Annotated in this window: 20 protein-coding genes; 6 read left to right on the top strand and 14 right to left on the bottom strand. The window is 66.3% G+C overall.

Annotation, left to right across the window (positions count from 1 at the left end; genetic code table 11):
- Positions 1 to 20 precede the first annotated feature (20 nt).
- Positions 21 to 752, top strand: coding sequence for a GntR family transcriptional regulator (locus J2808_RS04605; protein WP_309812334.1), 732 nt, complete (start codon positions 21 to 23; stop codon positions 750 to 752).
- Here J2808_RS04605 and J2808_RS04600 read toward each other — a convergent pair.
- From J2808_RS04600 to J2808_RS04590, 3 genes are read right to left on the bottom strand one after another with little or no spacing between them, the layout of a single operon-like run.
- A complete protein-coding gene (locus J2808_RS04600) occupies positions 721 to 1,131 on the bottom strand; it encodes a hypothetical protein (RefSeq protein WP_309812332.1) in 411 nt (136 codons plus the stop codon). The two genes, J2808_RS04605 and J2808_RS04600, sit on opposite strands and share 32 nt — an antisense overlap.
- A complete protein-coding gene (locus J2808_RS04595; RefSeq protein ID WP_309812330.1) occupies positions 1,128 to 2,045 on the bottom strand; it encodes a TIGR01777 family oxidoreductase in 918 nt (305 codons plus the stop codon). Before J2808_RS04595 ends, J2808_RS04600 begins: the two co-directional genes overlap by 4 nt.
- 16 nt (positions 2,046 to 2,061) lie before the next feature.
- Positions 2,062 to 2,718 (bottom strand): TetR/AcrR family transcriptional regulator, encoded by a 657-nt coding sequence (locus tag J2808_RS04590; RefSeq protein ID WP_309812328.1) that lies wholly within the window; start codon positions 2,716 to 2,718, stop codon positions 2,062 to 2,064.
- Between the two features lie 179 nt (positions 2,719 to 2,897).
- On the opposite strand from J2808_RS04590, the gene J2808_RS04585 reads away from it, so the two are divergent.
- Positions 2,898 to 3,614: a queuosine precursor transporter gene (locus J2808_RS04585; protein ID WP_309812325.1), complete on the top strand. Its 717-nt coding sequence runs from the start codon at positions 2,898 to 2,900 to the stop codon at positions 3,612 to 3,614.
- Between the two features lie 2 nt (positions 3,615 to 3,616).
- On the opposite strand, the gene J2808_RS04580 is transcribed toward J2808_RS04585, so the two are convergent.
- From J2808_RS04580 to J2808_RS04555, 6 genes are all read right to left on the bottom strand, one after another.
- Complete coding sequence (locus J2808_RS04580) at positions 3,617 to 4,366, bottom strand: dienelactone hydrolase family protein (RefSeq protein WP_309812323.1); 750 nt, start codon at positions 4,364 to 4,366, stop codon at positions 3,617 to 3,619.
- Between the two features lie 83 nt (positions 4,367 to 4,449).
- Positions 4,450 to 5,802, bottom strand: coding sequence for a tRNA guanosine(34) transglycosylase Tgt (tgt, locus tag J2808_RS04575; protein ID WP_397427983.1), 1,353 nt, complete (start codon positions 5,800 to 5,802; stop codon positions 4,450 to 4,452).
- Between the two features lie 33 nt (positions 5,803 to 5,835).
- Positions 5,836 to 6,561, bottom strand: coding sequence for an SRPBCC family protein (locus tag J2808_RS04570; protein ID WP_309812321.1), 726 nt, complete (start codon positions 6,559 to 6,561; stop codon positions 5,836 to 5,838).
- Between the two features lie 50 nt (positions 6,562 to 6,611).
- Positions 6,612 to 7,688, bottom strand: a complete 1,077-nt coding sequence (locus tag J2808_RS04565; RefSeq protein WP_309812320.1) for a DUF6707 family protein — start codon at positions 7,686 to 7,688, stop codon at positions 6,612 to 6,614.
- 86 nt (positions 7,689 to 7,774) lie between these two features.
- Positions 7,775 to 8,314 carry an NUDIX hydrolase family protein gene (locus J2808_RS04560; protein WP_164202427.1) on the bottom strand — a complete coding sequence of 180 codons (540 nt, stop codon included), beginning with the start codon at positions 8,312 to 8,314 and terminating at the stop codon, positions 7,775 to 7,777.
- Between the two features lie 94 nt (positions 8,315 to 8,408).
- Positions 8,409 to 9,185, bottom strand: a complete 777-nt coding sequence (locus J2808_RS04555; RefSeq protein ID WP_309812316.1) for a VOC family protein — start codon at positions 9,183 to 9,185, stop codon at positions 8,409 to 8,411.
- Positions 9,186 to 9,267: 82 nt separating this feature from the next.
- On the opposite strand from J2808_RS04555, the gene J2808_RS04550 reads away from it, so the two are divergent.
- On the top strand, positions 9,268 to 9,861 hold the full coding sequence (locus J2808_RS04550) for a YdeI/OmpD-associated family protein (protein WP_309812312.1): 594 nt from the start codon (positions 9,268 to 9,270) through the stop codon (positions 9,859 to 9,861).
- A gap of 19 nt (positions 9,862 to 9,880) precedes the next feature.
- On the opposite strand, the gene J2808_RS04545 is transcribed toward J2808_RS04550, so the two are convergent.
- The 4 genes from J2808_RS04545 to J2808_RS04530 form a co-directional block, all read right to left on the bottom strand.
- Entirely contained in the window at positions 9,881 to 11,053 is a 1,173-nt protein-coding gene (locus J2808_RS04545; protein ID WP_397427982.1) for an ABC transporter ATP-binding protein, read from the bottom strand.
- Positions 11,050 to 12,642 carry an ABC transporter permease gene (locus J2808_RS04540; protein WP_309812309.1) on the bottom strand — a complete coding sequence of 531 codons (1,593 nt, stop codon included), beginning with the start codon at positions 12,640 to 12,642 and terminating at the stop codon, positions 11,050 to 11,052. The genes J2808_RS04545 and J2808_RS04540 overlap by 4 nt, the downstream gene beginning before the upstream one ends.
- 4 nt (positions 12,643 to 12,646) lie before the next feature.
- Positions 12,647 to 13,705 carry an iron ABC transporter substrate-binding protein gene (locus tag J2808_RS04535; protein WP_309812307.1) on the bottom strand — a complete coding sequence of 353 codons (1,059 nt, stop codon included), beginning with the start codon at positions 13,703 to 13,705 and terminating at the stop codon, positions 12,647 to 12,649.
- Positions 13,706 to 13,870: 165 nt separating this feature from the next.
- The gene (locus tag J2808_RS04530) at positions 13,871 to 15,070 is read right to left on the bottom strand and encodes a glycoside hydrolase family 76 protein (protein WP_309812304.1); all 1,200 of its coding nucleotides are present in this window, start codon (positions 15,068 to 15,070) and stop codon (positions 13,871 to 13,873) included.
- Between the two features lie 165 nt (positions 15,071 to 15,235).
- Between J2808_RS04530 and J2808_RS04525 the strand changes: the two genes are divergently transcribed.
- Entirely contained in the window at positions 15,236 to 16,033 is a 798-nt protein-coding gene (locus tag J2808_RS04525; protein WP_309812301.1) for an SDR family NAD(P)-dependent oxidoreductase, read from the top strand.
- Entirely contained in the window at positions 16,030 to 17,235 is a 1,206-nt protein-coding gene (locus J2808_RS04520; protein ID WP_309812297.1) for an acyl-CoA dehydrogenase family protein, read from the top strand. The genes J2808_RS04525 and J2808_RS04520 overlap by 4 nt, the downstream gene beginning before the upstream one ends.
- A gap of 9 nt (positions 17,236 to 17,244) precedes the next feature.
- Here the strand turns inward: J2808_RS04520 and J2808_RS04515 are convergent, their stop codons facing one another.
- Positions 17,245 to 18,081 (bottom strand): DUF1684 domain-containing protein, encoded by an 837-nt coding sequence (locus J2808_RS04515; protein ID WP_309812294.1) that lies wholly within the window; start codon positions 18,079 to 18,081, stop codon positions 17,245 to 17,247.
- A 215-nt stretch (positions 18,082 to 18,296) separates the two neighbouring features.
- On the opposite strand from J2808_RS04515, the gene ppc reads away from it, so the two are divergent.
- Complete coding sequence (gene ppc, locus J2808_RS04510) at positions 18,297 to 21,119, top strand: phosphoenolpyruvate carboxylase (RefSeq protein ID WP_309812291.1); 2,823 nt, start codon at positions 18,297 to 18,299, stop codon at positions 21,117 to 21,119.
- Positions 21,120 to 21,136 lie beyond the last annotated feature (17 nt).

Genomic DNA, 21,136 nt, shown 5'->3' with positions numbered 1-21,136 from the left:
AAGGGTAATAGACTGGTCCCATGGCAACCGAGAAGCGCGGCACGGGACAACAGCCGCGGCTGTCCGTCCGGGATCAGACCCTCGAAACGCTCAGGCGTCGCATCATCTCCCTGCAGCTTCCCCCGGGCGAGCCGCTCTCGGAGAACGAGCTGGCGCAGGAATTGGGCGTGAGCCGTACTCCCGTGCGGGAGAGCCTCATCCTCCTGAGGGAGGAAGGTCTGGTGCAGGTCTTCCCGCAGATCGGTTCGTTCGTTTCCCTCGTGGACCTGGGGCGGGTATCGGAAGCGCAGTTCGTCCGCGAGGCCATCGAATGCGCGTCCCTGAAGGACGTTGTGGTGGACGCAGCCGGCCTAGCGGGCCTGCGGGAGATCCTGCACGGCCAGTCAGTTGCCGAGGCCAGCGGCGATGTGGAGGAATTTTTCCGCCTGGACGAGGACTTCCACCGCGAACTCCTGCGGCTGGCGGGCCATGAGTCCGCGTGGGCCGCCGTCAACTCGGCCAAGGCGCACCTGGACCGCGCCCGGCGCCTGAGCCTTCTTGATGCCCGGCCAATCGCCACGCTGATCCAGCAACACACCGCGGTGGTGGACGCGCTCGAAGCGAACAACCTGGGCGATGCCGACAGTTCCCTCCGCCTGCACCTGCGTGGGGTTTTTGAGGATGTTCAGCGGATCCAACAAGCCACGCCCCAGCTTTTTTCCGATGGAGCTTCTGCGCGGCCTAGCCGCCGAAGTGTCGCTCGCCTGATCTGACGCCTGACCTGACGGACTCCGCATCGTCATGCGTTGTAACGAGGCGAATCACCGCCAACCGTCCGATTGCGGCACAGACTCCCGTCCACAGGACCAGGCCCCACATGGTGTACCAGCGGCCGCCCACCATGAATATGAGGGTGAGCGCGCCGGTCACGAGTCCAATGCCCGCGATGGCGGCAACGTGCAGCAACTGGTCGCGGACGGGCCGCATCAGGATGCCGGTGGCAAGGGCCAGCGGCATTCCCAACAGGAGCGCCGCGGCGATTCCGAAAACGTAGCCCGTGGCACCGTGCGGAATGCCGAACAGCAGCACGGTGATGCTGGCGCCAACGAGGAAGGCGCCGGGGCCGAACGTCACGCGGAGCGGCCGGTTCACGACCTGTCCTTGGCGATGCTGAGCAGCGCGCGCCCCAGTTCCGGCTGCCGGAAGATGAAGCCGGCGTCGAGCAGTTTCTGCGGCTGCACCCACCGGCTTTTCAGCACCAGCTCGGTGTCCGTGCGGATCAGGACGGCGCCCAGCCTGAGGAGCCAGGCGGGGGTGGTAAAGCCGAACCTGGCACCATAGGCCCGCCTGACGAGGTGCATCAGTTCGCGGTTGTCCACAACATCCGGGGAGGCCACATTGACCGGACCGGAGATGTCGGTCCGTTTGTGCAGGAAGCGGACGGTCCTGTAGAGATCCTCCACGTGGATCCAGCTGAACTTCTGGTTCCCGTGGCCCATATGCCCGCCCAGGCCAAGCCGCGCCAGGGTGGCGAACGGCCCCAGTGCGCCGCCACCTTGCCCCAGCACGATGGCAATCCGCAGCGGGATTTTCCTGGTGCCGGGAGTGTGCGCCGCACCCAGGGCGGCTTCCCAGGCGCGTGCCACATCCACGGAAAAACCGCTGCCGAGTTCGCCGTCGGATTCTGCTTGGGGCCGGTCGTCCGCGTGCCGGTAGATGGTGCCGGTGCTGGCGTTCAGCCAGGTCGACGGCGGCGCCTGGCAAGCTGACAGGCCGCGGCCGAGCGCGGTGGTGGTGGCGACGCGGGACCCGAGGATGGCAGCCTTGTTCCGCGCGTTATAGCGGCAGTTGACCGACCGTCCGGCGAGGTTGACCAGCAGGTCGGCGCCATCAAGCACGCGGGTGATGGCGCCGTCGTCGTCCCAGTTGGCGGACTCAGCCGAACCCTTGGCTGCCCGGCGGCCGATGGTGCGGACGGTCCAGCCGTCCCGCTCGAAGCGCGCCCGGAGGTAGGTGCCGATGAAGCCCGAGGCTCCGGCGAGCACCACGGTGTTTGTTTTGTTCATTTCTGCTCCCAGGGTTTCAGTTGCGGATGCTGCGGCTCAGGCTGAGGACATCGTCCAGCACTTTGTTGACGCCCGGAATCTTTGCGAGCGAGAGTCCCCGGGCGATCAGCGGGACGGCTCCGTCCACGAGTTTCCGGGTGCGGCGCTGGCCTTCCGAAGTGTCGTACACCCAGAACAGCGCGATCCCCATGTAGCCCAGCCACAGCAGCTCGGGCAGATCCGCGCGCAGCTTCTTCGGTGCCGGCGGACTGGCGCCTTCAACCGCCGCCCGGAAGATGCCCAGCGAGGCTTCGCGGGCTGCCGTCGACGCTCCCGCGAAGGGGTTGACGGGCGACGTCGGCCGGATGGCTGTGGCCGCGAAGTCGGCGCCGAACTGGTGGTAGGGCGCCATGACGTCCAGCCCGGTGTACAGCGTGGCTCTCAGCCGGCTGCCCAGGTCTTTCAGGCCTTCAAGTGCTTCCTCCGCCTTGGCGGCATGCTCGGCCTGGACCTGGACGTAGAGTTCCTGGACCAGGTCATCCTTGGAGGCGAAGTAGTAATAGGCGTTGCCCACGGAGACCCCGGCCTCCTCGGCAATGGCCCGCATGGTGGTTTTTTCGAAGCCGATCTCGCGGAACATGCGCAGTGCCACATCCGCCAGGTGCTGGCGGGTCTGCTCGCTTTTGGCTGCCACGGATTTCCCCTTTTTGAACGTGTTCAGAAATGAGTATGGCATGGAACTGAACGTGTTCAAAACGCGTAGCATCCGGCTTGGTGGGAGAATGGCGTGACAGTGCTAATACAGCCGGCGGTCACCCGCAATCGTCCGATGGCGCGGTGGGCCGAGCGAACCACTATGAACGGACACCCCCCATGCCTTCCCCCTCAGGCCGTGACGCCTTGCCCGTCACCAACCCCGCAGGCACAGCCGCCAAATTCGCCTCCATCGGATCGCCCTACTTCGGCATCATGCTGGCGTTTATGGCCGTGGTGCTGATCCTGTCCAACATCGGCGCATCCAAGGGCGTGGCGATCGGACCCATCATCACTGATGGCGGCTTCTTCCTCTTTCCGCTGGCCTACATCCTGGGCGATGTGATCAGCGAGGTGTACGGCTTCAAGGTGGCCCGCAAGGCCATTCTCACCACCTTCGCGCTGTCAGTGTTCGCCTCGGTCTGCTACTGGGTGATCATTGCCCTGCCCGGTTTTGACGACGATTTCGGCACTTCCAAGCAAGCAGCCCTGGAAGGCGCGCTGGGCCCGGTTCCGCAGATTGTGCTGGCCTCCCTGCTGGCATTCCTGGCAGGACAGACCATCAACTCCTGGATCCTGGTGAAGATGAAGGCCCGCTCCGGGGAGAAGTCCCTGTGGGCGCGGCTGATGAGTTCCACTGGCGCCGGTGAATTCGTGGACACGCTGATCTTCTGCAGCATCGCCGCGTCCGTCATCGGCATCACCGACTTCGGCACGTTCGTGAACTACGTGGTGGTGGGCTTTGTCTACAAGACCCTCGTGGAGTTCCTGTTCGTCCCGGTGACGTCCCTGGTAATCGGCTGGATCAAGAAGCGCGAACCGAGCTACGGCGCGTAAGGTCAGCCCTTCAGCGTCCCGTCGAGGAGGGCGCGGAGCTCGGTGAAATGCCGCTCCGTGGCCTCCGCATGGAACATCGCGGTGTCCGCCATGGTGTAGCCGTGCGGCGCCCCGACGTAGATCTCGTTGGAAGCCTCGAGCCCGGCGGCGCTGAGCGCGGCACCGAGGCGTGCCACGGCGTCGGGATCCATGCTCTTGTCATGGTCGGCGTGGCCAAAAACGAACCGCGCCTTCGCGTTGGATAGTCCCAGGTGCGGGCTGTCCGGGGCGTCGCTTGCGAGCCCGCCGCCGTGGAAGCCGCCACAGGCTGCCACCGCTTCCGGGTGGGCGATCGCGGTGCGGACCGCGAGGCGGGCGCCCATGCAGTACCCGAACGTACCGATCGGACCCGGCGCGAGGCCGTCGAGCTTTCCCAGCGCGGCAACCCACGCGTCAATGTCCGGCAGCGCTTTGTCCGTGGTGAGGTGCCCTACCCGCGGAAAGGCGGCCTTGCCGGCAGCGGCCCGCCCTTCCGGAGTGGTCATGTCCATGGTCGGGGCAAGGTCCGCAGCTGTTCCGTCGCGGTAGAAGGCGTTCGGTGCCAGGACCACATAGCCCCACTCGGCAACGCGCTGCGCCATCTCCTCGATGCGCGGACGCAGGCCAAAGGCATCCATGTAGAGGATGACGCCCGGGAACGGGCCCGCGCCTGTGGACGGACGTGTAACCAGGGCCTCGGCAACGCCTTCTGCGGCAGGGATCTCGATGAGCATTTGGTCAGGATATCCGAGGACGACGGCGGGACTTGCCTTCGGGCGCGCGGCGCCACCAGGGATCGAGGCCGCGCGAGCGAGGCTCAGGAGTAGTACTGTGCCAAGGTCTCGGCCTTGAACTCGAAGAAGGTGCCTGCTTCGATGGCCAGCCGGGCGTCGTCCACCATCTTCACCACAAAGCGCTCGTTGTGGATGGAGATCAGGGTGGCCGACAGCATCTCCTTGGCCTTGAACAGGTGGTGGATGTAGGCGCGCGAGTAGTTGGCACAGGCGTAGCAGTCGCAGCCGTCCTGCAGCGGCCCGAAGTCCCGCTTGTACTTGGCGCCTGAGAGGTTGTACCGGCCGGTGGGTGTGTAGAACGCGGAGTTGCGGGCCACCCGCGTGGGGGAGACACAGTCGAAGGTGTCGGCGCCGTTTTCGATGGCCGTGAAGATGTCGTCCGGTTCCGAGATGCCCAGCAGGTGCCTCGGCTTGTCTTCCGGCAGCTCCTCATTGCACCACCGCACGATCGTTCCAAGGTTTTCCTTTTCCAGCGCCCCGCCGATGCCGTAGCCGTCAAAGTTCATCGCGCCAAGGTCCCGGCAGGCCTTCCGGCGCAGGTCCTCGTATTGGGCGCCCTGGATGACGCCGAAGAGTGCCTGGTAGGGCTTACCCTCCCGCTCGGTGGTCAGCCTGAAATGTTCGTCCAGGCAGCGCAGCGCCCAGAGCCGGGTGCGCTCCAGCGACTCCTCCTGGTAGCCGCGGGAGTTCTGCAGGGTGGTCAGCTCGTCGAAGGCGAACATGATGTCCGCGCCGATCTGGTGCTGGACCTGCATGGAGATCTCGGGCGAGAAGCGGTGGCGGTCGCCGTTCAGATGCGATTTGAACCAGACGCCGTCGTCGTCGATGTGGGCGAGCCGTTCCTTGCCGGGCGCCACGGCGTCGTCCGGCCCGGAGCTGTCCACAGACTTCATGTCGATGACCTTCTTGAACCCCGAGCCCAGGCTCATCACCTGGAACCCGCCCGAGTCCGTGAACGTGGGCCCCGACCAGTTCATGAACGCGCCCAACCCGCCGGCCTCATCCAGGATGTCCGCCCCGGGCTGGAGGTACAGGTGGTAGGCGTTGGCCAGCAGCGCCTGCGCCCCGAGCTCCGCCATCGATTCCGGCAGCACCGACTTCACGGTGGCCTTGGTCCCGACGGCGATGAACGCCGGTGTCTGGATCACGCCGTGCGGGGTGGTGATGGTGCCCGTGCGGCCCAGGAATTCGCCGCCGTTGGCGGACTCCTGGGCGGCCGACGGCGCGCAGCTTTCGGCCAGCCGTGTACCGACCGTGAAGGAGAACTCGGACTGCGCAGCGGCGGATTGCCCCGCTGCGGACAGCCCCGCGACTGCCACTTCGGAGATGGCGGCAGGGGAGTCAGCGGGCAGGGCGGAGGCGGGGTTGGCTGGCACGGTTCCAGTGTGCCAGCAAACAGCGCCGATCCCTCAGTTGGCCGCCTTCTCTGTGGGGTAGTTCTCAGCCCGCCAGCCGTCCCACGACGACTGGATGGACTCCAGTTTGTGGGCACCCAGATCGAAGGTCGAGGCAATCACCATCGCGCCGCCGTCGGGCCTGACATCCTCGATGACCGGCTGATCCGCGACGATCAGCAGGCCGTCGCCGTGCTCGGCGTAGCTGTGGACTGTGAGCCCCACCTGGTGGTTGCTGCGGTACCAGACCTTGCCGGAGATTTCCTCCCCCGTGGGCAGCGTCAGCTGGTACGGCTCGCCGGGCTTGGGAACATCGGACAGTCCCAGCTTTTCGATGGCTGACCCCTGTCCGCCCGGGAATTCGAAGAAGAGGGTATGCCGTTTGCCGTGCGGATGGTGCTCCAGCGCGAAACGGAGCTGCTGGAGGAAGGTCAGCCAGCCCTGGGTGATGTCCTCGTCCCATGCTGCCCATTCGGAGTTATGGTCCAGGGCCGCGCGGGTGACGCTGACCAACGTCCCGGTTGCTACGGGTTTGAGGTCGAACACATCCCCGCCGTTGGTGGTCAGGCTGGTGTGGTCCGGTGCTTCAACGACGTCACTGCCAAAGTAGATTTGGTCGATTTCGGCCGCCAGTTCATCGGCCTCCCAGCCGTGCCACTGGGCCACTTTGGCGGGTTCGCGCAGCATGATCCAGACCTGCGGCGCATCAGCATTAATCACTACGCTCAGATTGTTCGTCATAGCCACGAATGTACAACTCGGGCGAAGCCGCGGGTAGGGGGCAGTTTGGTTCAGGCCCGGACGGCCTCGAGCTCGTTGCTGATCCGGCGCTGCAGTTCGCCGAGCCCGATCGTTTCAGACCCGCCGTGCGCCCGCAGGAAGAGCAGGGACTCGAGCCGCAGCAGCCGCCATTCCCGCTCTGCCTCGTGGTTGGAGTTGTCGATGGAGCGGAAGATTTCTTTGTCGTACAGGTTGGGCTCGTTCAGGGAACGCTGGCGCACCTTGGCGTTCATGCGCGCCTTGAAGGGATCCGTCTCCTGGTTCTCCGGCATGCGCAGCATCTTCTCGTAGACCTCTGCGCGGTCTTCCTGCCGGTCCTGGCGGCAGATGTAGCTGGACAGCGCCAGCGACGCCTCCACGGAGGTCCACCGGCCCGGGTTGCCGTCGAACGGGAGGACGTTGAGCAGGTCCGCTACGGCCAGGGCGCCGTCCGGGTCCTTCAGCGTGATGAACAGTTCGTGGGCGAGGTCGCTGAGGTCCTTCAGGCAGCTGCCGGACTTAAAGTTGATGCCCTTGGCCAGCTTGTCTGCCAGCAACAGCACACCCACGGCGTCGGGGTGGGCTTCGGCGGCAGCCTCCACCACGGCCTCCGGAGTGCCTTGCGGCTCCGGAATCCGTGCGAGTTCCTCCGCGGAGGGGCCACTCACCGCGGGCGGGATGGCAGGCAGGGGAGGCACGACGACGGCGGGAGCCACAGGGGCTGCCTCCGCCGCGGCCGGGGGCTGCTTTTCGGGCGTTTCCTGGCTGCGTTGTTCCTCTTGGGACCCGGGCGTTGCCACGGGAAGCTGCGTGACGGCGTCGGACGCTGCGTTCCGGTGCTGCGAGTCCTCAACCATGAGGTCCTGGAGGCTGACATCGCGGACCACGGTGTCAGCGATCTTCACGATGGAGCCGGCGGCGATCCGGATGGTGCCACCGCCGGTGAGGCTTGCCAGGACCACCGCAGGGGTGCCGAAATCGTCTGACTCAACCTCGACGCGCTGGATTTCGGCGGTGCGTTCACCATCCGGAAGGAGGAGCTGATCGCCGGAAGTCAGAGATCCAGCCTGCTGTTCGCTGTAGTGCCGGGCGGCTGGGGTTTCGGTCATGGGGGTCCTTAAATTCACTTGCGGTCCGCCCTACAGTCTACAAAGGCGGGCACTCCAAGTGCGGGACGCCGGGGATCCCGCGGGCGTCAGAAACCCACGCCGGCAAAGGCCAGCGCCTGGCGGACCAAGGCGCCGCGGCCGCCGCTGAATTCGAGCTGGACCCCGGGGCTGAGCACTTCTTCGGGGGTCATCCAAGTCAGTTCCAGGGCGTCCTGGCGTGGCTCGCATTCGCCCGTTACGGGGATGACGTAGGCCAAGGACACGGCGTGTTGGCGGTCGTCGGTGAAGCCGGTGTGGGACGGGGCAGGGAAGTATTCGGCCACCGTGAACGGCACCGGGCTGATGGGAAGCTGGGGAAACGCGAGTGGGCCCAGGTCCTTCTCCATGTGGCGCAGGAGCGCCCCGCGGATGGTCTCCCGGTAGATCACCCGGCCCGACACCAGCGACCGGATCATGTTGCCGTCTTCATCGGCCTGCAGCAGCGTGCCAACCTCGTTCACGAACCCCAGCGGATCCAGCCTGACTGGAACCGCCTCCACATAGATCATGGGCAGCCTCCCGCGGGCCTCAAAGAGGTCTTCCTCGGAGAGCCAGCCGGGATTCGGGTCAGGAGTGCGAACGTTCATGGTTAAGTTCTACCCCATCTCACGCGTCCGGGCCGGTGAGAGGTGAGCTCTCAGCGTAAAGCGACGCTTTTAGCGCTGAGATGTCACCCTTGAGTTACGCCTGGGGGAGCCGCTGCGAGATCCAGAGGGTGGGCGGGACGTGCTGGGCCGCGCTGGTTTCGGGGGCGGTGGTCGTCAGGCCGGTTTCTCCTTGGCCCGCTGCGTCCGGGTTGGCCAGGTGCAGCGTCCGGCCGAAGGCTTCCTCCGTTTCGCTGACGTCCAGGCCGGCCGCGGCGAGCCGGCTGCGCAGGGTGCCCAGGTCGCCGTCATACTCAAATCCCAAGCCAGCACGCGGCGTGCCCGACGCGGGGCGCACCATCAGCACCCCGCCGTTCTTTGCTGTGAAGTCGGCAGTTTCGTCGGCGTCCGGGACGGGACGGAACCTGGCCCCGATGTCCTGCAGCGTCATGGCGGCAGCGCCCGGATCGGCGGTGAACCAGACGCCGACGACGGTCACTGCGGGATCAGAGCCTGTGCTGTTCACTTCGCGGACACCCAGGTCCGCGAGGAAAGTGAAGCCGTCCCGGCCGGTGATGCGGCAGGATTCGCCGTGGTCCGCGGTGATGAGTTCAGCGGTGGTGCTGCCCGATTCCTCCGCGGAAAGGCCGGTGCGGCGGGCAAACTCGGCGAGGTCGCCCACTTCGACGCCGAACGACGTGGTTCCGTCGTCGGGGGAGCCGGGCTCTGTAACGTGCAGGGCCAGGCGGCCGGAACCGGCGTCGAACTCCCGCCACGGGCCTTGAGCAACAGTCTTGGCCACGCCCAGGGCCGTTAGGAGCTCTTCCCATTTTTCCGGGCGGGACGTGAAGTGAACGGGCCTGACACGCAGCATGGTTTCTCCTCGAATCCGGGACAGCGAAGTTACCGCCATCATGCCACCTCTTGAATCCGCCGGCACCGTGCAGAATGGTGCCATGGCCATTGAACTTGAGGAACTGCTGGTGAAGGATGCGGCCGCGTGGCGGGCCTGGCTGGAGGCCAACCACGCGGACAGTCCCGGCGTGTGGCTGGTCCTCCACAAGAAGGGTGGCAACGTCACCGAACTCGACTACGAAGCGGCTTTGCAGGAGGCGCTGTGCTTCGGCTGGATCGACGGTCAGGGCAAAAGGCGCGACGACGACAGTTCCTTCCAGCGGATGACCCGCCGGGGCCCGAAGAGCGTCTGGTCCGCCCGGAATGTGGACCGCATCGGGAAGCTCGATGCTGACGGCAGGATGACTGCCGCGGGCCGCGCAGCCGTCGAAGCCGCCAAAGCGGACGGACGCTGGGAGGCAGCCTATGTAGGGCAGGCAGCGGCGGAACTTCCTGCCGATCTGGCCGCCGCAATCGCTGCCGTCCCCGAGGCCCAGGCGATGTTCGACGTCCTCACATCCGTTAACCGGTTTGCCCTGATCTACCGGACGAACTCGGTGAAGCAAGCAGCCACCCGGGAACGGAAGATCAAAGGCTTTGTGGAGATGTTGGCCCGCGGCGAGACGCCGTACCCGCAGAAGAAGAAGCCCGCCTGATTTCGGCAGTGAGTTGGGCTCAGTCCTCCAGGGGGAAAGCGACCCCTTCGCCGACCACCCGCAAGCAGAGTTCCATGCCAGGCCGGGCGATGGAGGCATTCCAGTGCCGGATGGTGATGACCTCGCCGCCGCCAGGATAGCGGTGGTCGCTGCCACCTGCCAGTTCCGGCGGGACGGCCAGTTTCAGCCGCACGGTGGTTTCGGGTCCGAAGTAGTCGGTGTCCACCACCACGCCGCGGATGGGGCCGCCCTCCGCGATGCGGATCTGCTCGGGCCGTAGCATCAGCTGCACGCGGCCCTGGGCCGGCGGCCGGCGGACAGGGATTCCACCCAGCGAGCATGTGGCCAGGGAGCCTTCCATCCACGCCTCAAGGATGACGGCGTCGCCCAGGAATTCCGCGGTGGCGCGGTCTGCGGGGCGGGTGTAGACCACAAACGGGTTGCCGATCTGGGCCAGCTTGCCGCCCCGCATCACAGCCACCTGGTCCGCGAAGGACAGTGCTTCTGCCTGGTCGTGGGTGACCAGGATGGTGGTGACGCCGGCGTCGCTCAGAACCTTGGCCACGGCCCGCCGGGTTGCCACCCGCAGGCCCGCGTCCAGGGCCGAGAACGGCTCGTCCAGCAACATGAGCTCGGGTTCACGGGCCAGCGCGCGGGCGAGTGCAACACGCTGCTGCTGGCCGCCGGAAAGCTGGTGCGGCCGCCGTTTGGCCATGGCGGAGTCGAGGGAGACCATGTCCAGGAGCTCACTGATCCGGCCGGCCACCGCGCGGCGGCCGCCCGCCAGCTTGGCCGGGTCCAGCCCGAAGGCAACGTTCTGGCCCACCGTGAGGTGGGGGAAGAGGGCACCGTCCTGGGCCACGTACCCCACCTGGCGTTTATGGGCGGGGAGCCAGACGCCATCGCCCGCCACCTTGGTGCCGTTCAGGGAAATGCTGCCCGTGGCAGGGTGTTCAAACCCGGCAATGAGCCGCAGAAGCGTTGTTTTGCCTGACCCGGACGGACCCACAATGGCGGTGGTGCCGCCCTTGGCCACGGACAAATTGACGCCCTTGAGTACAGCCTGGGACGCAAAATTCTTGGTGACGTCCGCAATCTGAAGGTGGCTGTTGGTGGACGGCTCCACGGACGGAGCGATCCGCGGTTCCGGAAGCCTGGAGGGGGCCTCATTCGAAATGTAGGAATCGGTCACTGTCCGGCCACTTTCTTGGACTGCTGGAAGAGGAGGTAGGTCATTGGGGCGGAGAGGAGGATCATCAGCAGGGCGTACGGAGCGGCGCCTGAATAATCGATCTCGCTGCTCTTGCTCCAGAATTCGGTGGCGAGCGTCCGGGTGCCGTTGGGGGAGAGCAGGAGCGTGGCAGTGAGCTCGTTGGCGATTGCCAGGAACACCAAAGCCGCGCCTCCGGCCGCGGCGGGAGCCGTGAGCCGCAGCGTCACCCGGATGAAGGACAGGAACGGCGGTTTGCCCAAAGCCTGGGCCGCCTCGTCGAGCTCCTTCGGCGCCTGGGCCAGGCCGGCGCGCAGGTTCACCAGCGCCCGTGGCAGGAACAGCAGGACGTAGGCGGCCACCAGCACCCCGGCGGTTTGGTAGATGCCCGGGACCACGCGGATGCTGACCGTCACGAACGCCAGGCCCACCACAATTCCCGGCAGGGAGCTGGTGACGTAATTGGAGAGTTCCAGGGATTTGCTGAACCAGCTGGGGTGCCGGACTGCCAGGAAAGCCATGGGAAACGCGACGACGGTGGTCACGACGGCGCCGGCCAGGCCGTAGCCCAGGGTGGTCAACAGTGCGGGGAGGAACTCGTCTGCCGCCCAGATGGCAGAACCACCCGCCGCGACCCACCGCAGGACCTGGAACAGCGGCAGCCCGAAGGCCAATGCCGTCAGGGCAAGGAGGGCAAGCTGGGCGGGCACGTGGTAGGCGTGCAGCGGCAGGCGCAGGGCCTTGGCCTGCGCACCCGAGCCGATCCGGGCATAGCGGGCGCTGCCGCGGCCGCGGACCTCCACCACCAGCAGGATCAGGCAGAAAAATACCAGCACACTGGCCAGCATGTTGCCGGCCGTGCCGTTGAACGTGGACTGGTACTGGATCATGATCGCCGTGGTGAACGTGTCGAAGCGGATCATCGCAAACGCACCGTATTCGGCGAGCAGGTGCAGGCCCACCAGCAACGCACCGCCGGTCATGGCGATGCGCAGTTGGGGAAGGACCACCCGGAAGAAGACCCGCCAATTGCCGAGCCCCAGTGCGGCGGCGGACTGTTCGATGGCAGGGTCAAGGCGGCTGAGGGTTGCCGCTGCGGGAATGTACACCAGCGGGAAATAGGAGAGCGTGGCGATCAGGACTCCCGAGCCCAGACCCTCCAGTGACGGCACCGCCGACACCCAGGCATAGCTGTTCACAAAGGCCGGGATGGCCAGGGGTGCCGCCAGCAGAACGGCCCAGATCTTTCGGCCACGCAGCCGTGTCCGCTCCACCAGCCAGGCGCCGCCAACACCAAGGAAAATGCTGAGCGGGACAGTGATCACCATCAGCAGGATCGTGTTCAGCAGCAGTTCGCCAACGCGCGGGCGGAAGATCAGCCCGACGGCGGTGTCCCACCCGGTTGCGGCCGTCATGTACACGACGTACCCCAGCGGGATCAGGGCGAACAGGGCGATCAGGACAGCCAGGATGGACAGCGTGGAAACGCCGAAAGGCGGGCGGGGGCGTTTGCCCCGGCCCGCCGTCGTCGTGCTCCCCGCTGCCGGGGGAGCCGATAGATCAGAGGTCACCGAATTACAGGAGTCCTGCCTTGGTCATCAGCTCGGTGACCTTAGCGGAGTTCAGCTTGGCCGGGTCCACGGTGGGGGCCTGCAGGTCCTTGATCGGAACCAGCTTGTCGTTGGCAGGCACATCAGAGGCGATGGCGTACTCGAACGAGGTGCCGTTCTTGAGGACTTCCTGGCCCTTCTTGCCGGTGATGAACTTCAGGAATTCCTGCGCCGCGGCAGCATTCTTGGAGGTCTTCAGGACACCGCCGCCGGAGACGGACACAAACGCGCCCGGGTCCTGGTTCTTGAAGTAGTACGGCGTGACCTTGTTGGAGTTCTCGCCGGTCTTGGCCTGGTCGCCGTAGTAGTAGTAGTGGTAGATCAGCGCGGCATCAACCTCGCCGGCGTTGACTGCCTTCATGGCGGTGCTGTTGCCCTTGTAGGCCTTGAAGTTTTCCTTCATGCCCTTGAGCCATTCCTCGGTGGCGGCCTCGCCCTTGAGTTCGAGGAGCGCGGCCACGATGGCCTGGAAGTCGGCGCCGGACGGCGACGCGGCCCACTTGCCCTTCCACTCGGCATTTGCCAGGTCAACCATGGACTTGGGCAGCTGGGCTTCGGTCAGCTTGGCCTTGTCGTAGACAAGGACGGTGGAGCGGGCGGCGATGCCGGTCCACTTGCCCGTGGACGGGCGGAACTCGGCCGGAACCTGGTCGATGGTGGCCTTGTCCACGTCGGCGAAGAGGCCGGCGTTTTCAACCTGCGCCATTGCAGGGGAGTTTTCGGTGAGGAACACGTCGGCCGGCGAGGCGGCGCCTTCCTGGACGATCTGGTTGGACAGTTCGGTGTCCGAGCCTTGGCGCACGGTCACCTTGACGCCGGTCTCAGCCGTGAAGGCTTCAATCCATTCCTGGGTGAGGCTTTCGTGCTGGGCGTTGTACACCGTGATCTCGCCGGAGGCGGCTCCGGCTGAGGCGGATGCCGAGCCGGTGGCGGCCGGGGTGGTGGAGCCGCCGCAGGCGGTCAGTCCGAGGGCTGCGGTGGCGGCGAGTGCGATGCCGGCCAGGGCGCTGTTGCGGATCTTCATTGAGGGGCTACTTTCTGGGGAAAAAGTGTGTGGACCCGGGGGTCCTGGCGAGCCTGGGGAAGGGGTAGCTCACTGGGGAAACTGTAGGTTAGCCAAACCTAAGAAACCAAGCGCGGCAGCCTTTAAGTGATCAGGATCACATGCATTACGGAACTGTTGCGTGACCTAATTCGGTGCCGCTTTTTGCTGGAGGCTGGCGGCGGCCTCCAGTACCATCCAGGCCTGCAGCTGGGTGGAGAGCTCGACGGCGGCGCCCGGCGGATAGGTGGCAGCCGCGGGCTGTGCTGCGTGGACAGAAAAGATCGGCTCACCGCTGGTGCGCCGGCCCGCCCAGAGCGCTTCTGCGGTAGCGGTCACGAGCTCAGCGGCAGTGGCACGGGCCCCCTCCGGGAGCCTCGTGTCACGGGCGGCGAGTGCGAGGTAACGGCAGAGGATCCCGGTGAAGAGTCCGCCGTCGCCCGTTCCGTCGCAGCGGAGGATGCTTGTGCGGGTGTCCGGGGGGCTGCCTGGCACCACTGCATCGGCGGGTATCGTCAGGCGCTTGTCCACCGCCCCGATCACGGTGGCGGCCCGGGCGAGGTTGGCCTCGCCGCCGAGCTCCAGCAGGGCGCCGAGGACCGGCCCCTGGTTGTACGTATAGATGGTGTTCTCCACCGTGATCTCGCCGGCCGCATTGAGCCGCGCCCCGTCAACATAGAGGCCCTGCGCTTTATCAAAGAGGACGGTGTTGAGCCAGTCCACCAGCCGCTGCGCCTTTGCCTGCTGGCCGGTGCGGGCGTAGTAGAGCGCCACGGGAGCGGTTGCCGGCGTGTTCTTGAAGTCCCGCTTCTTGCTCCAGAAGGTCCCGCCGCCCAGATGGTCGGTGGAGGCGGAATCGAACTGCAGGGTCAGTGTCTGGTGGATCCTGGCATTGCGGCGGCGGCCCGGTTTGCGCGTTTCCTCCGCCAGGCTCTGCAGCCGGAGCGTGGCGAGCGCCAGCCAGGCCATGTCGTCGTAGTAGCTGTTGACGAACGAGAAGGCGTTCCTCAGCCGGATGCCCGTGACAAGCCTGGACGCCAGCTTGCCGGCACTGGGGTTGCCGGGGCCGTTGAACCTTGCCGGCGGCGTGGTCCCGTTGCCCAGTTCGCGGCGGCCGGCATCCACCAGGCAATCCACATAGTGCGCCTGCCACCAGTAGTGCCAAGGGCGGAAGAGGTTCCTGAGCCTGTTCGACGGCCAGAGGACCGCCCCGAGGTGGGTTCCCGGCAGGAACAGCAGCCGCTGGCCGAAGCGCGCCGTCACCGAGCGGGCGGCTTCGTCGGCCCGGGACTGCCAGTCGGCGGTGTCCCGAGTGCTGGCTTCAGGGCTGGTGTCCGGCGGAGTCATGCGTCCAGCCTATCCGGGGGCCTGCGGCGACCCGCGGCTGCGCGGCTGGTGCGGGGCGGGTGCCGGGCGGGGCGCGGGCGCGTGCGGGCCGTCCGAAATTCAGTTAACATTCACTAACTAATGGTCGCCGCCGGCGCGCTTGCGGGGCTACATCAAGGAGGATGTATGGACGTCATGGGTACGGTCGCGCTGATTACGGGCGGGGCATCCGGTTTGGGTGCTGCTACGGCTAAACGCCTGTTCGACGCCGGCGCCTCGGTGGTGCTGATCGACCTGCCGTCGTCTGCCGGCGCGGCTTTCGCGGCGGAGCTGAACGGCCGGGGCGCCGAAACCAGCCAGCGGGCTTTTTTCGTCCCTGCCGACGTTACCAACGAGGCTGAGGTGCAGGCCGCCGTCGACACCGCTGTCACCATGGGGCCGCTGCGGATCGTGGTGAACTGCGCCGGTATCGCTACGCCGGGCAAGGTGCTGGGCCGGGACGGCGTCCTCCCGCTGGACACATTCAACCGGGTGATCCAAGTGAACCTCATTGGGACGTTCAACGTGCTCCGCCTCGCGGCCGCGGCAATGGTGGGCACCGAGCCGGTCAGCACGGGGCTGGGCGGTCCCGAGCGCGGCGTCATCGTGAACACGGCGTCAGTGGCGGCTTTCGACGGGCAGATCGGGCAGCCTGCCTATGCCGCCTCCAAAGGCGCCGTCGCGGCCATGACGCTGCCGCTGGCAAGGGAGCTGGCGCGCTCGCTGGTGCGTGTGGTGACCATCGCCCCCGGCATCTTCGAAACACCCATGATGGCCACGCTGTCCGATGAAGCCCAGGCTTCCCTGGGCCAGCAGGTTCCGCACCCCTCGCGCCTGGGTAAACCGGCAGAGTATGCCAGCCTGGTGGTCCACATCGTGGAGAACGCCATGCTCAACGGGGAAACCATCAGGCTCGACGGCGCCATCCGGATGGGCCCGAAGTGAACGGGCTGCCCACGGCCGACTTCTTCGACTTCGAGTCGCTCCTCAGTTCGAAGGAGCGGGCCAAGCTGGCCGAGCTGCGCGAATTCCTGGCCGCGGAGATCGCCCCCTACGCCTCGGACTGGTGGAACAAGGCCGAGTTTCCGGCGCACATCCTTCCCAAACTGGCCGCCCTGGAACTGAGCACCCCGGCCCAGCGCGGCTACAGCAACCTGTTCGCGGGACTGGTCATTGCCGAAATGACCCGCGTGGACACCTCCATCGCCACGTTCTTCCTGGTCCACCACGACCTGTTTGTGGAGGCGCTGTACGGCTTTGGCTCGGCCAGCCAGAAGGAACGGCTGCTCGCGGACGCCTCAAGCCTCCGCATCACCGGCGCGTTCGCCCTTACCGAGCCCGGGCACGGTTCCGATGTGGCCGGCGGGATGGAAACGCGGGCCCGGCGGATCTCCAGCATCACCGGAGAGCCCGACGACGACGGCGACGCCTGGGTGCTCAACGGCGCCAAACGCTGGATCGGGAACGGGACGTTCTGCGACTACATGCTCGTGTGGGCCAGGGACGAATCCGCAGGCACCGCCGGGCCCGGCGCGGTCCGCGGGTTCATTGTTGATGCTTCCCTGCCGGGGGTGAGCCGGAGCCGGATCGAGAACAAGATCGCGCTGCGGACCGTGCAGAACGCCGACATTGTCCTCGAGAATGTCCGGGTTGCCGAGGCTGACCGGTTTGCCGGGATCAGCAGCTTCGAGGACACCAACCAGCTCCTGCGCGGCTCACGGTTGATGGTGGCCTGGCAGGCCGTGGGGCAGCAGATGGCGGCGTTTGACGTCGCCCGGCAGTACGCCGTCGAACGCCAACAGTTCGGCCGGCCGCTGGCCAGGTTCCAGCTCATCCAGCAGCAGCTGGTGACCATGCTGGGCAACACCGTTGCGAGCATGGGCATGATGGCGCGGCTCGCGCAGCTGCAGGACGACGGCGCCGCCGACATGCCGCAGGTGGCCCTCGCCAAGTCCTACACAAGCGCCCGGATGCGCGAAACCGTGGCGCTGGGCCGATCCATCCTGGGCGGCAACGGCATCGTGACCGACTACCGGATGGCCAAGATCTTCGCCGACGCCGAAGCCATCTTCACCTATGAGGGCTCGTTTGAAATCAACACGCTCATCGTGGGCCGGGCCGTCACCGGAGTCTCGGCGATCGTCTAAGCCCGTGCTTCAGTCGGCGAGGGTGGGCTGCTTCTCGCCGGCCTCGATCCTCGCGTCCAGGCTGTTGTTCTTCACCGGCATGGGGCAGGTGCCGAACGGTGTAAACGCGCTGGGGTAGTTGATGGCGCGGTTGAAATCCAGCACCACCGTGGCGTTGCCGGCGGCGTCCACCCTGGGCCTGGGTGTGGACACCTTCCGCCACTCGTCCGTTGACTCCCCGTTGGTCCCGTCATGGAACGTGATGGTCAGCGCCCCCAGCTTTTCCTCCTCGGCATGCAGGCGGTATTCATGGTCAATCCCCGGGAGCCGGAAAACCACCTCGCCCACGGAATAATGCATGCCGTCCACCAGCGGATTGGCCGTTCCGATCGGGATGGCCACCGGCTCGGCATACGGCTCGTAGCCCGCCTCAATCACCAGGTCCGGGTTGTAGCCGAACGTGGGCACGCCGTCGAACTCGGTCAGTACGGGTGAGCCGGAATCCCGCGTGCGGATGGCGTACCGGTCCGCGCGCATGGCCAGTTCAACCACCACCTGCTGCCCGTCTGCACCGCCGAACTGCACCCACATCAGGGATTCCTCATCGGCGAGGGTGGCGGTGACACTCCCATTGACGGGCTCTCCGGTGGCCACGAGCGTCAGGCCATCCTGCGCCGCGGCCGTGAGTGCCGCCGTCGTACCGTCCGTTGACCAGACGCCGGGGACGAGGTCGACGGCGGACGGTTCGGGTTCCAGCCACTGGAAGGAGGTGAGGGTGAGCCAGCCATGGCGGGTGGCGAGGGCCTTGTTCCGGTTGGTGCGGAAGCGCTGCCAGCGTTCGAGCTGCGCGGCTGCGGTGACAGTCATTGTTCCTCCTGGGTTCTGATTCGCCGGCTACAACCATCCAGGGAGGGCCTTCATTCCACGCTGGCGTTCCCTGCGGCATACGTCAAGCACAGACATGATCTGAGACGGATTCCACCTTCGCCGCGCCGGACGGGTAGCATCGATAGGTAGTAACGCGGCTCACAGTATCCAGCGCAGTGTACGAGCCAAGTCCGAACCCTCGAAAGACAGTTTCCATGGCTAACACTGCAGTGAATCCCACAACCGACCTCGCCTCTGAACTGAGGGCCGACGTCCGGCGCGTCACCTCCCTACTGGGCGAGTCCCTGGTCCGCCAGCACGGCCCGGAGCTCCTGGACCTGGTAGAGCAGGTCCGCCTCCTCACGAAGGAATCCAAGGAAGCGGCCCGCGGCGGCGCTGACGCCACGGGGCCCTGGAGCGCGCACGACGTCGTTGAGCAGGTCCGCGAGCTGCTCGGCTCCCTGCCGATTGAGCAGGCCACGGACCTGGTGCGTGCGTTCGCGTTCTACTTCCACCTCGCCAACGCGGCCGAGCAGGTCCACCGCGTCCGCACCCTCCGTACCAGGGAGGAGAAGGACGGCTGGCTGGCCAAGGCAGTCGCCGACATCGCCGCCCAGGCGGGACCCGGAAGGCTGCAGGAAGTGGTCAACGGGCTGGATGTTCGTCCGATCTTTACCGCCCACCCCACCGAGGCCTCGCGCCGTTCCGTGCTGGACAAGATCCGCAAGCTCTCCGATGTGCTGTCCGAATCGACGAAGGAAGGCACCACGGCCCGCCGCCGCCAGGACCGCCAGCTGTCCGAGGTCATCGACCAGATGTGGCAGACGGACGAGCTGCGCCAGGTGCGCCCCACCCCGGTGGACGAGGCCCGCAACGCCATTTACTACCTCGGCGGCATTCTGACCGACGCCATGCCTGAGATGCTGTCGGACTTCTCCGAACTGCTTGGCCAGCACGGAGTCAGCCTCTCGTCCCAGGACGCCCCCATCCGGTTTGGTTCCTGGATCGGTGGCGACCGTGACGGCAACCCCAACGTCACGGCGGCAGTCACCAGGGAAATCCTGCAGATCCAGAACCAGCACGCCGTCCGCATCAGCATCGCGATGATGGACGAACTGATCTCCATCCTGTCCAACTCCACCTCACTTGCAGGTGCGGACCAGGGCCTGCTGGACTCGATTGACGAGGACCTGAGGAAGCTACCGGGCCTTGACCGCCGTGTCCTGGAACTCAACGCCCAGGAGCCTTACCGCCTCAAGCTCACCTGCATCAAGGCAAAGCTCATCAACACCGGCAAGCGTGTGGCCGCGGACTCCACCCATGAACACGGCCGGGATTACAGCTCCACCAGCGAACTGCTGACCGACCTTGAACTGCTGGAGCTGTCGCTCCGCAACCACTCGGCGTCGCTCGCAGCCGACGGTGCCCTGGCCCGCGTCCGCCGCGCCGTGGCGTCGTTCGGCCTGCATCTGGCAACCCTCGATATCCGTGAACACGCCGACCACCACCACGACGCCGTCGGCCAGCTGATGGACCGCCTCGGCGGGCCGGGCATCCGCTACGCGGAACTGAGCCGGGCCGAACGCTTCGAAGTGCTGGGATCGGAACTGGCCTCCCGCCGCCCGCTCTCCGGCCACCCGATCAAGCTCGAAGGCGTCGCTGACGGAACGTACGACGTCTTCCGTGAGATCCGCCGCGCCCTGCGCACCTACGGTCCGGACGTCGTCGAAACCTACATCATCTCGATGACCCGCGGCGCGGACGACGTCCTGGCCGCAGCGGTCCTGGCGCGCGAAGCTGGCCTGATCAACCTCTTTGGCGTGTCGCCGTACGCCAAGATCGGCTTCGCGCCGCTGCTGGAAACCGTGGAGGAACTGCGGGCCTCGGCTGAGATTGTGGACCAGCTGCTGTCCGTCCCGTCCTACCGCGACCTGGTCCGGCTGCGTGGCGATGTCCAGGAAATCATGCTCGGCTACTCGGACTCCAACAAGGAATCCGGTGTGATGACCAGCCAGTGGGAGATCCACAAGACCCAGCGCAACTTGCGCGACGTGGCGGCCAAGCACGGCGTCCGGGTCCGCCTGTTCCATGGCCGCGGCGGTTCCGTGGGCCGTGGCGGCGGGCCCACTTACGATGCCATCATGGCCCAGCCCAACGGAGTCCTGGAAGGCGAGATCAAGTTCACCGAACAGGGCGAGGTCATCTCTGACAAGTATTCCCTGCCGGAACTTGCCCGGGAGAACCTGGAGCTTTCGCTCGCCGCGGTGCTCCAGGGCTCGGCGTTGCACCGTGATCCCCGCACGTCCGACGACCAGCGCGAGCGGTACGGCCACGTTATGGAGACCATCTCCGACGGCGCCTTTGACCGGTACCGGAAGCTCATCGACGATCCCGACCTGCCCGCATATTTCCTGGCCTCCACCCCGGTGGAGCAGCTGGGCTCGCTGAACATCGGCTCACGTCCGTCCAAGCGCCCCGATTCCGGGGCGGGCCTCGGCGGCCTCCGGGCCATCCCGTGGGTGTTCGGCTGGACCCAGTCCCGGCAGATCGTACCGGGCTGGTTCGGTGTGGGCTCGGGCCTGAAGGCGGCCCGGGAGGCCGGCCATTCCGGCCAGCTCGTGGAGATGATGGAGCACTGGCACTTCTTCCGCTCGGTGCTCTCCAACGTTGAGATGACCCTTGCCAAGACGGACCTGGACATCGCCGGGTACTACGTGGCCACCCTGGTTCCAGAGGAGCTGCACCGCATCTTCCGCACCATCCGCGAGGAGTATGACCTCACGGTCAGGGAGATCCAAAGCCTTACCGGCGAGAACACGCTCCTGGACGCCCAGCCCACGCTCAAGCGCTCCCTGGAGATTCGCGACCAGTACCTGGACCCTATCAGCTACCTCCAGGTGGAGCTCCTCCGGCGTATCCGGGCCGCTCAGGGAGCCGGAGACGCAAGCATCAGCGGGGCGGAGATCGACGAACGCCTCCAGCGGGCCATGCTGATCACCGTCAACGGGGTGGCCGCCGGCCTGCGCAACACCGGCTAACCCGCCACCCCCCTCGG

Source organism: Pseudarthrobacter sulfonivorans, from assembly GCF_031454915.1.
GTDB classification, from domain to species: Bacteria; Actinomycetota; Actinomycetes; order Actinomycetales; family Micrococcaceae; genus Arthrobacter; species Arthrobacter sulfonivorans_C.
The sequence above is the reverse complement of the archived record's forward strand: the minus strand, read 5'-3'. Positions and strand labels throughout refer to the sequence as shown.

What these genes read in the sequence shown, in the direction of transcription:
- J2808_RS04605 (WP_309812334.1), top strand. Translation starts at nt 21, where the DNA reads ATGGCAACCGAGAAGCGCGGCACGGGACAACAGCCGCGGCTGTCCGTC.
- J2808_RS04595 (WP_309812330.1), bottom strand. Translation starts at nt 2,045, where the DNA reads ATGAACAAAACAAACACCGTGGTGCTCGCCGGAGCCTCGGGCTTCATC.
- J2808_RS04585 (WP_309812325.1), top strand. Translation starts at nt 2,898, where the DNA reads ATGCCTTCCCCCTCAGGCCGTGACGCCTTGCCCGTCACCAACCCCGCA.
- J2808_RS04580 (WP_309812323.1), bottom strand. Translation starts at nt 4,366, where the DNA reads ATGCTCATCGAGATCCCTGCCGCAGAAGGCGTTGCCGAGGCCCTGGTT.
- J2808_RS04570 (WP_309812321.1), bottom strand. Translation starts at nt 6,561, where the DNA reads ATGACGAACAATCTGAGCGTAGTGATTAATGCTGATGCGCCGCAGGTC.
- J2808_RS04565 (WP_309812320.1), bottom strand. Translation starts at nt 7,688, where the DNA reads ATGACCGAAACCCCAGCCGCCCGGCACTACAGCGAACAGCAGGCTGGA.
- J2808_RS04560 (WP_164202427.1), bottom strand. Translation starts at nt 8,314, where the DNA reads ATGAACGTTCGCACTCCTGACCCGAATCCCGGCTGGCTCTCCGAGGAA.
- J2808_RS04555 (WP_309812316.1), bottom strand. Translation starts at nt 9,185, where the DNA reads ATGCTGCGTGTCAGGCCCGTTCACTTCACGTCCCGCCCGGAAAAATGG.
- J2808_RS04550 (WP_309812312.1), top strand. Translation starts at nt 9,268, where the DNA reads ATGGCCATTGAACTTGAGGAACTGCTGGTGAAGGATGCGGCCGCGTGG.
- J2808_RS04535 (WP_309812307.1), bottom strand. Translation starts at nt 13,705, where the DNA reads ATGAAGATCCGCAACAGCGCCCTGGCCGGCATCGCACTCGCCGCCACC.
- J2808_RS04530 (WP_309812304.1), bottom strand. Translation starts at nt 15,070, where the DNA reads ATGACTCCGCCGGACACCAGCCCTGAAGCCAGCACTCGGGACACCGCC.
- J2808_RS04525 (WP_309812301.1), top strand. Translation starts at nt 15,236, where the DNA reads ATGGACGTCATGGGTACGGTCGCGCTGATTACGGGCGGGGCATCCGGT.
- J2808_RS04515 (WP_309812294.1), bottom strand. Translation starts at nt 18,081, where the DNA reads ATGACTGTCACCGCAGCCGCGCAGCTCGAACGCTGGCAGCGCTTCCGC.
- ppc (WP_309812291.1), top strand. Translation starts at nt 18,297, where the DNA reads ATGGCTAACACTGCAGTGAATCCCACAACCGACCTCGCCTCTGAACTG.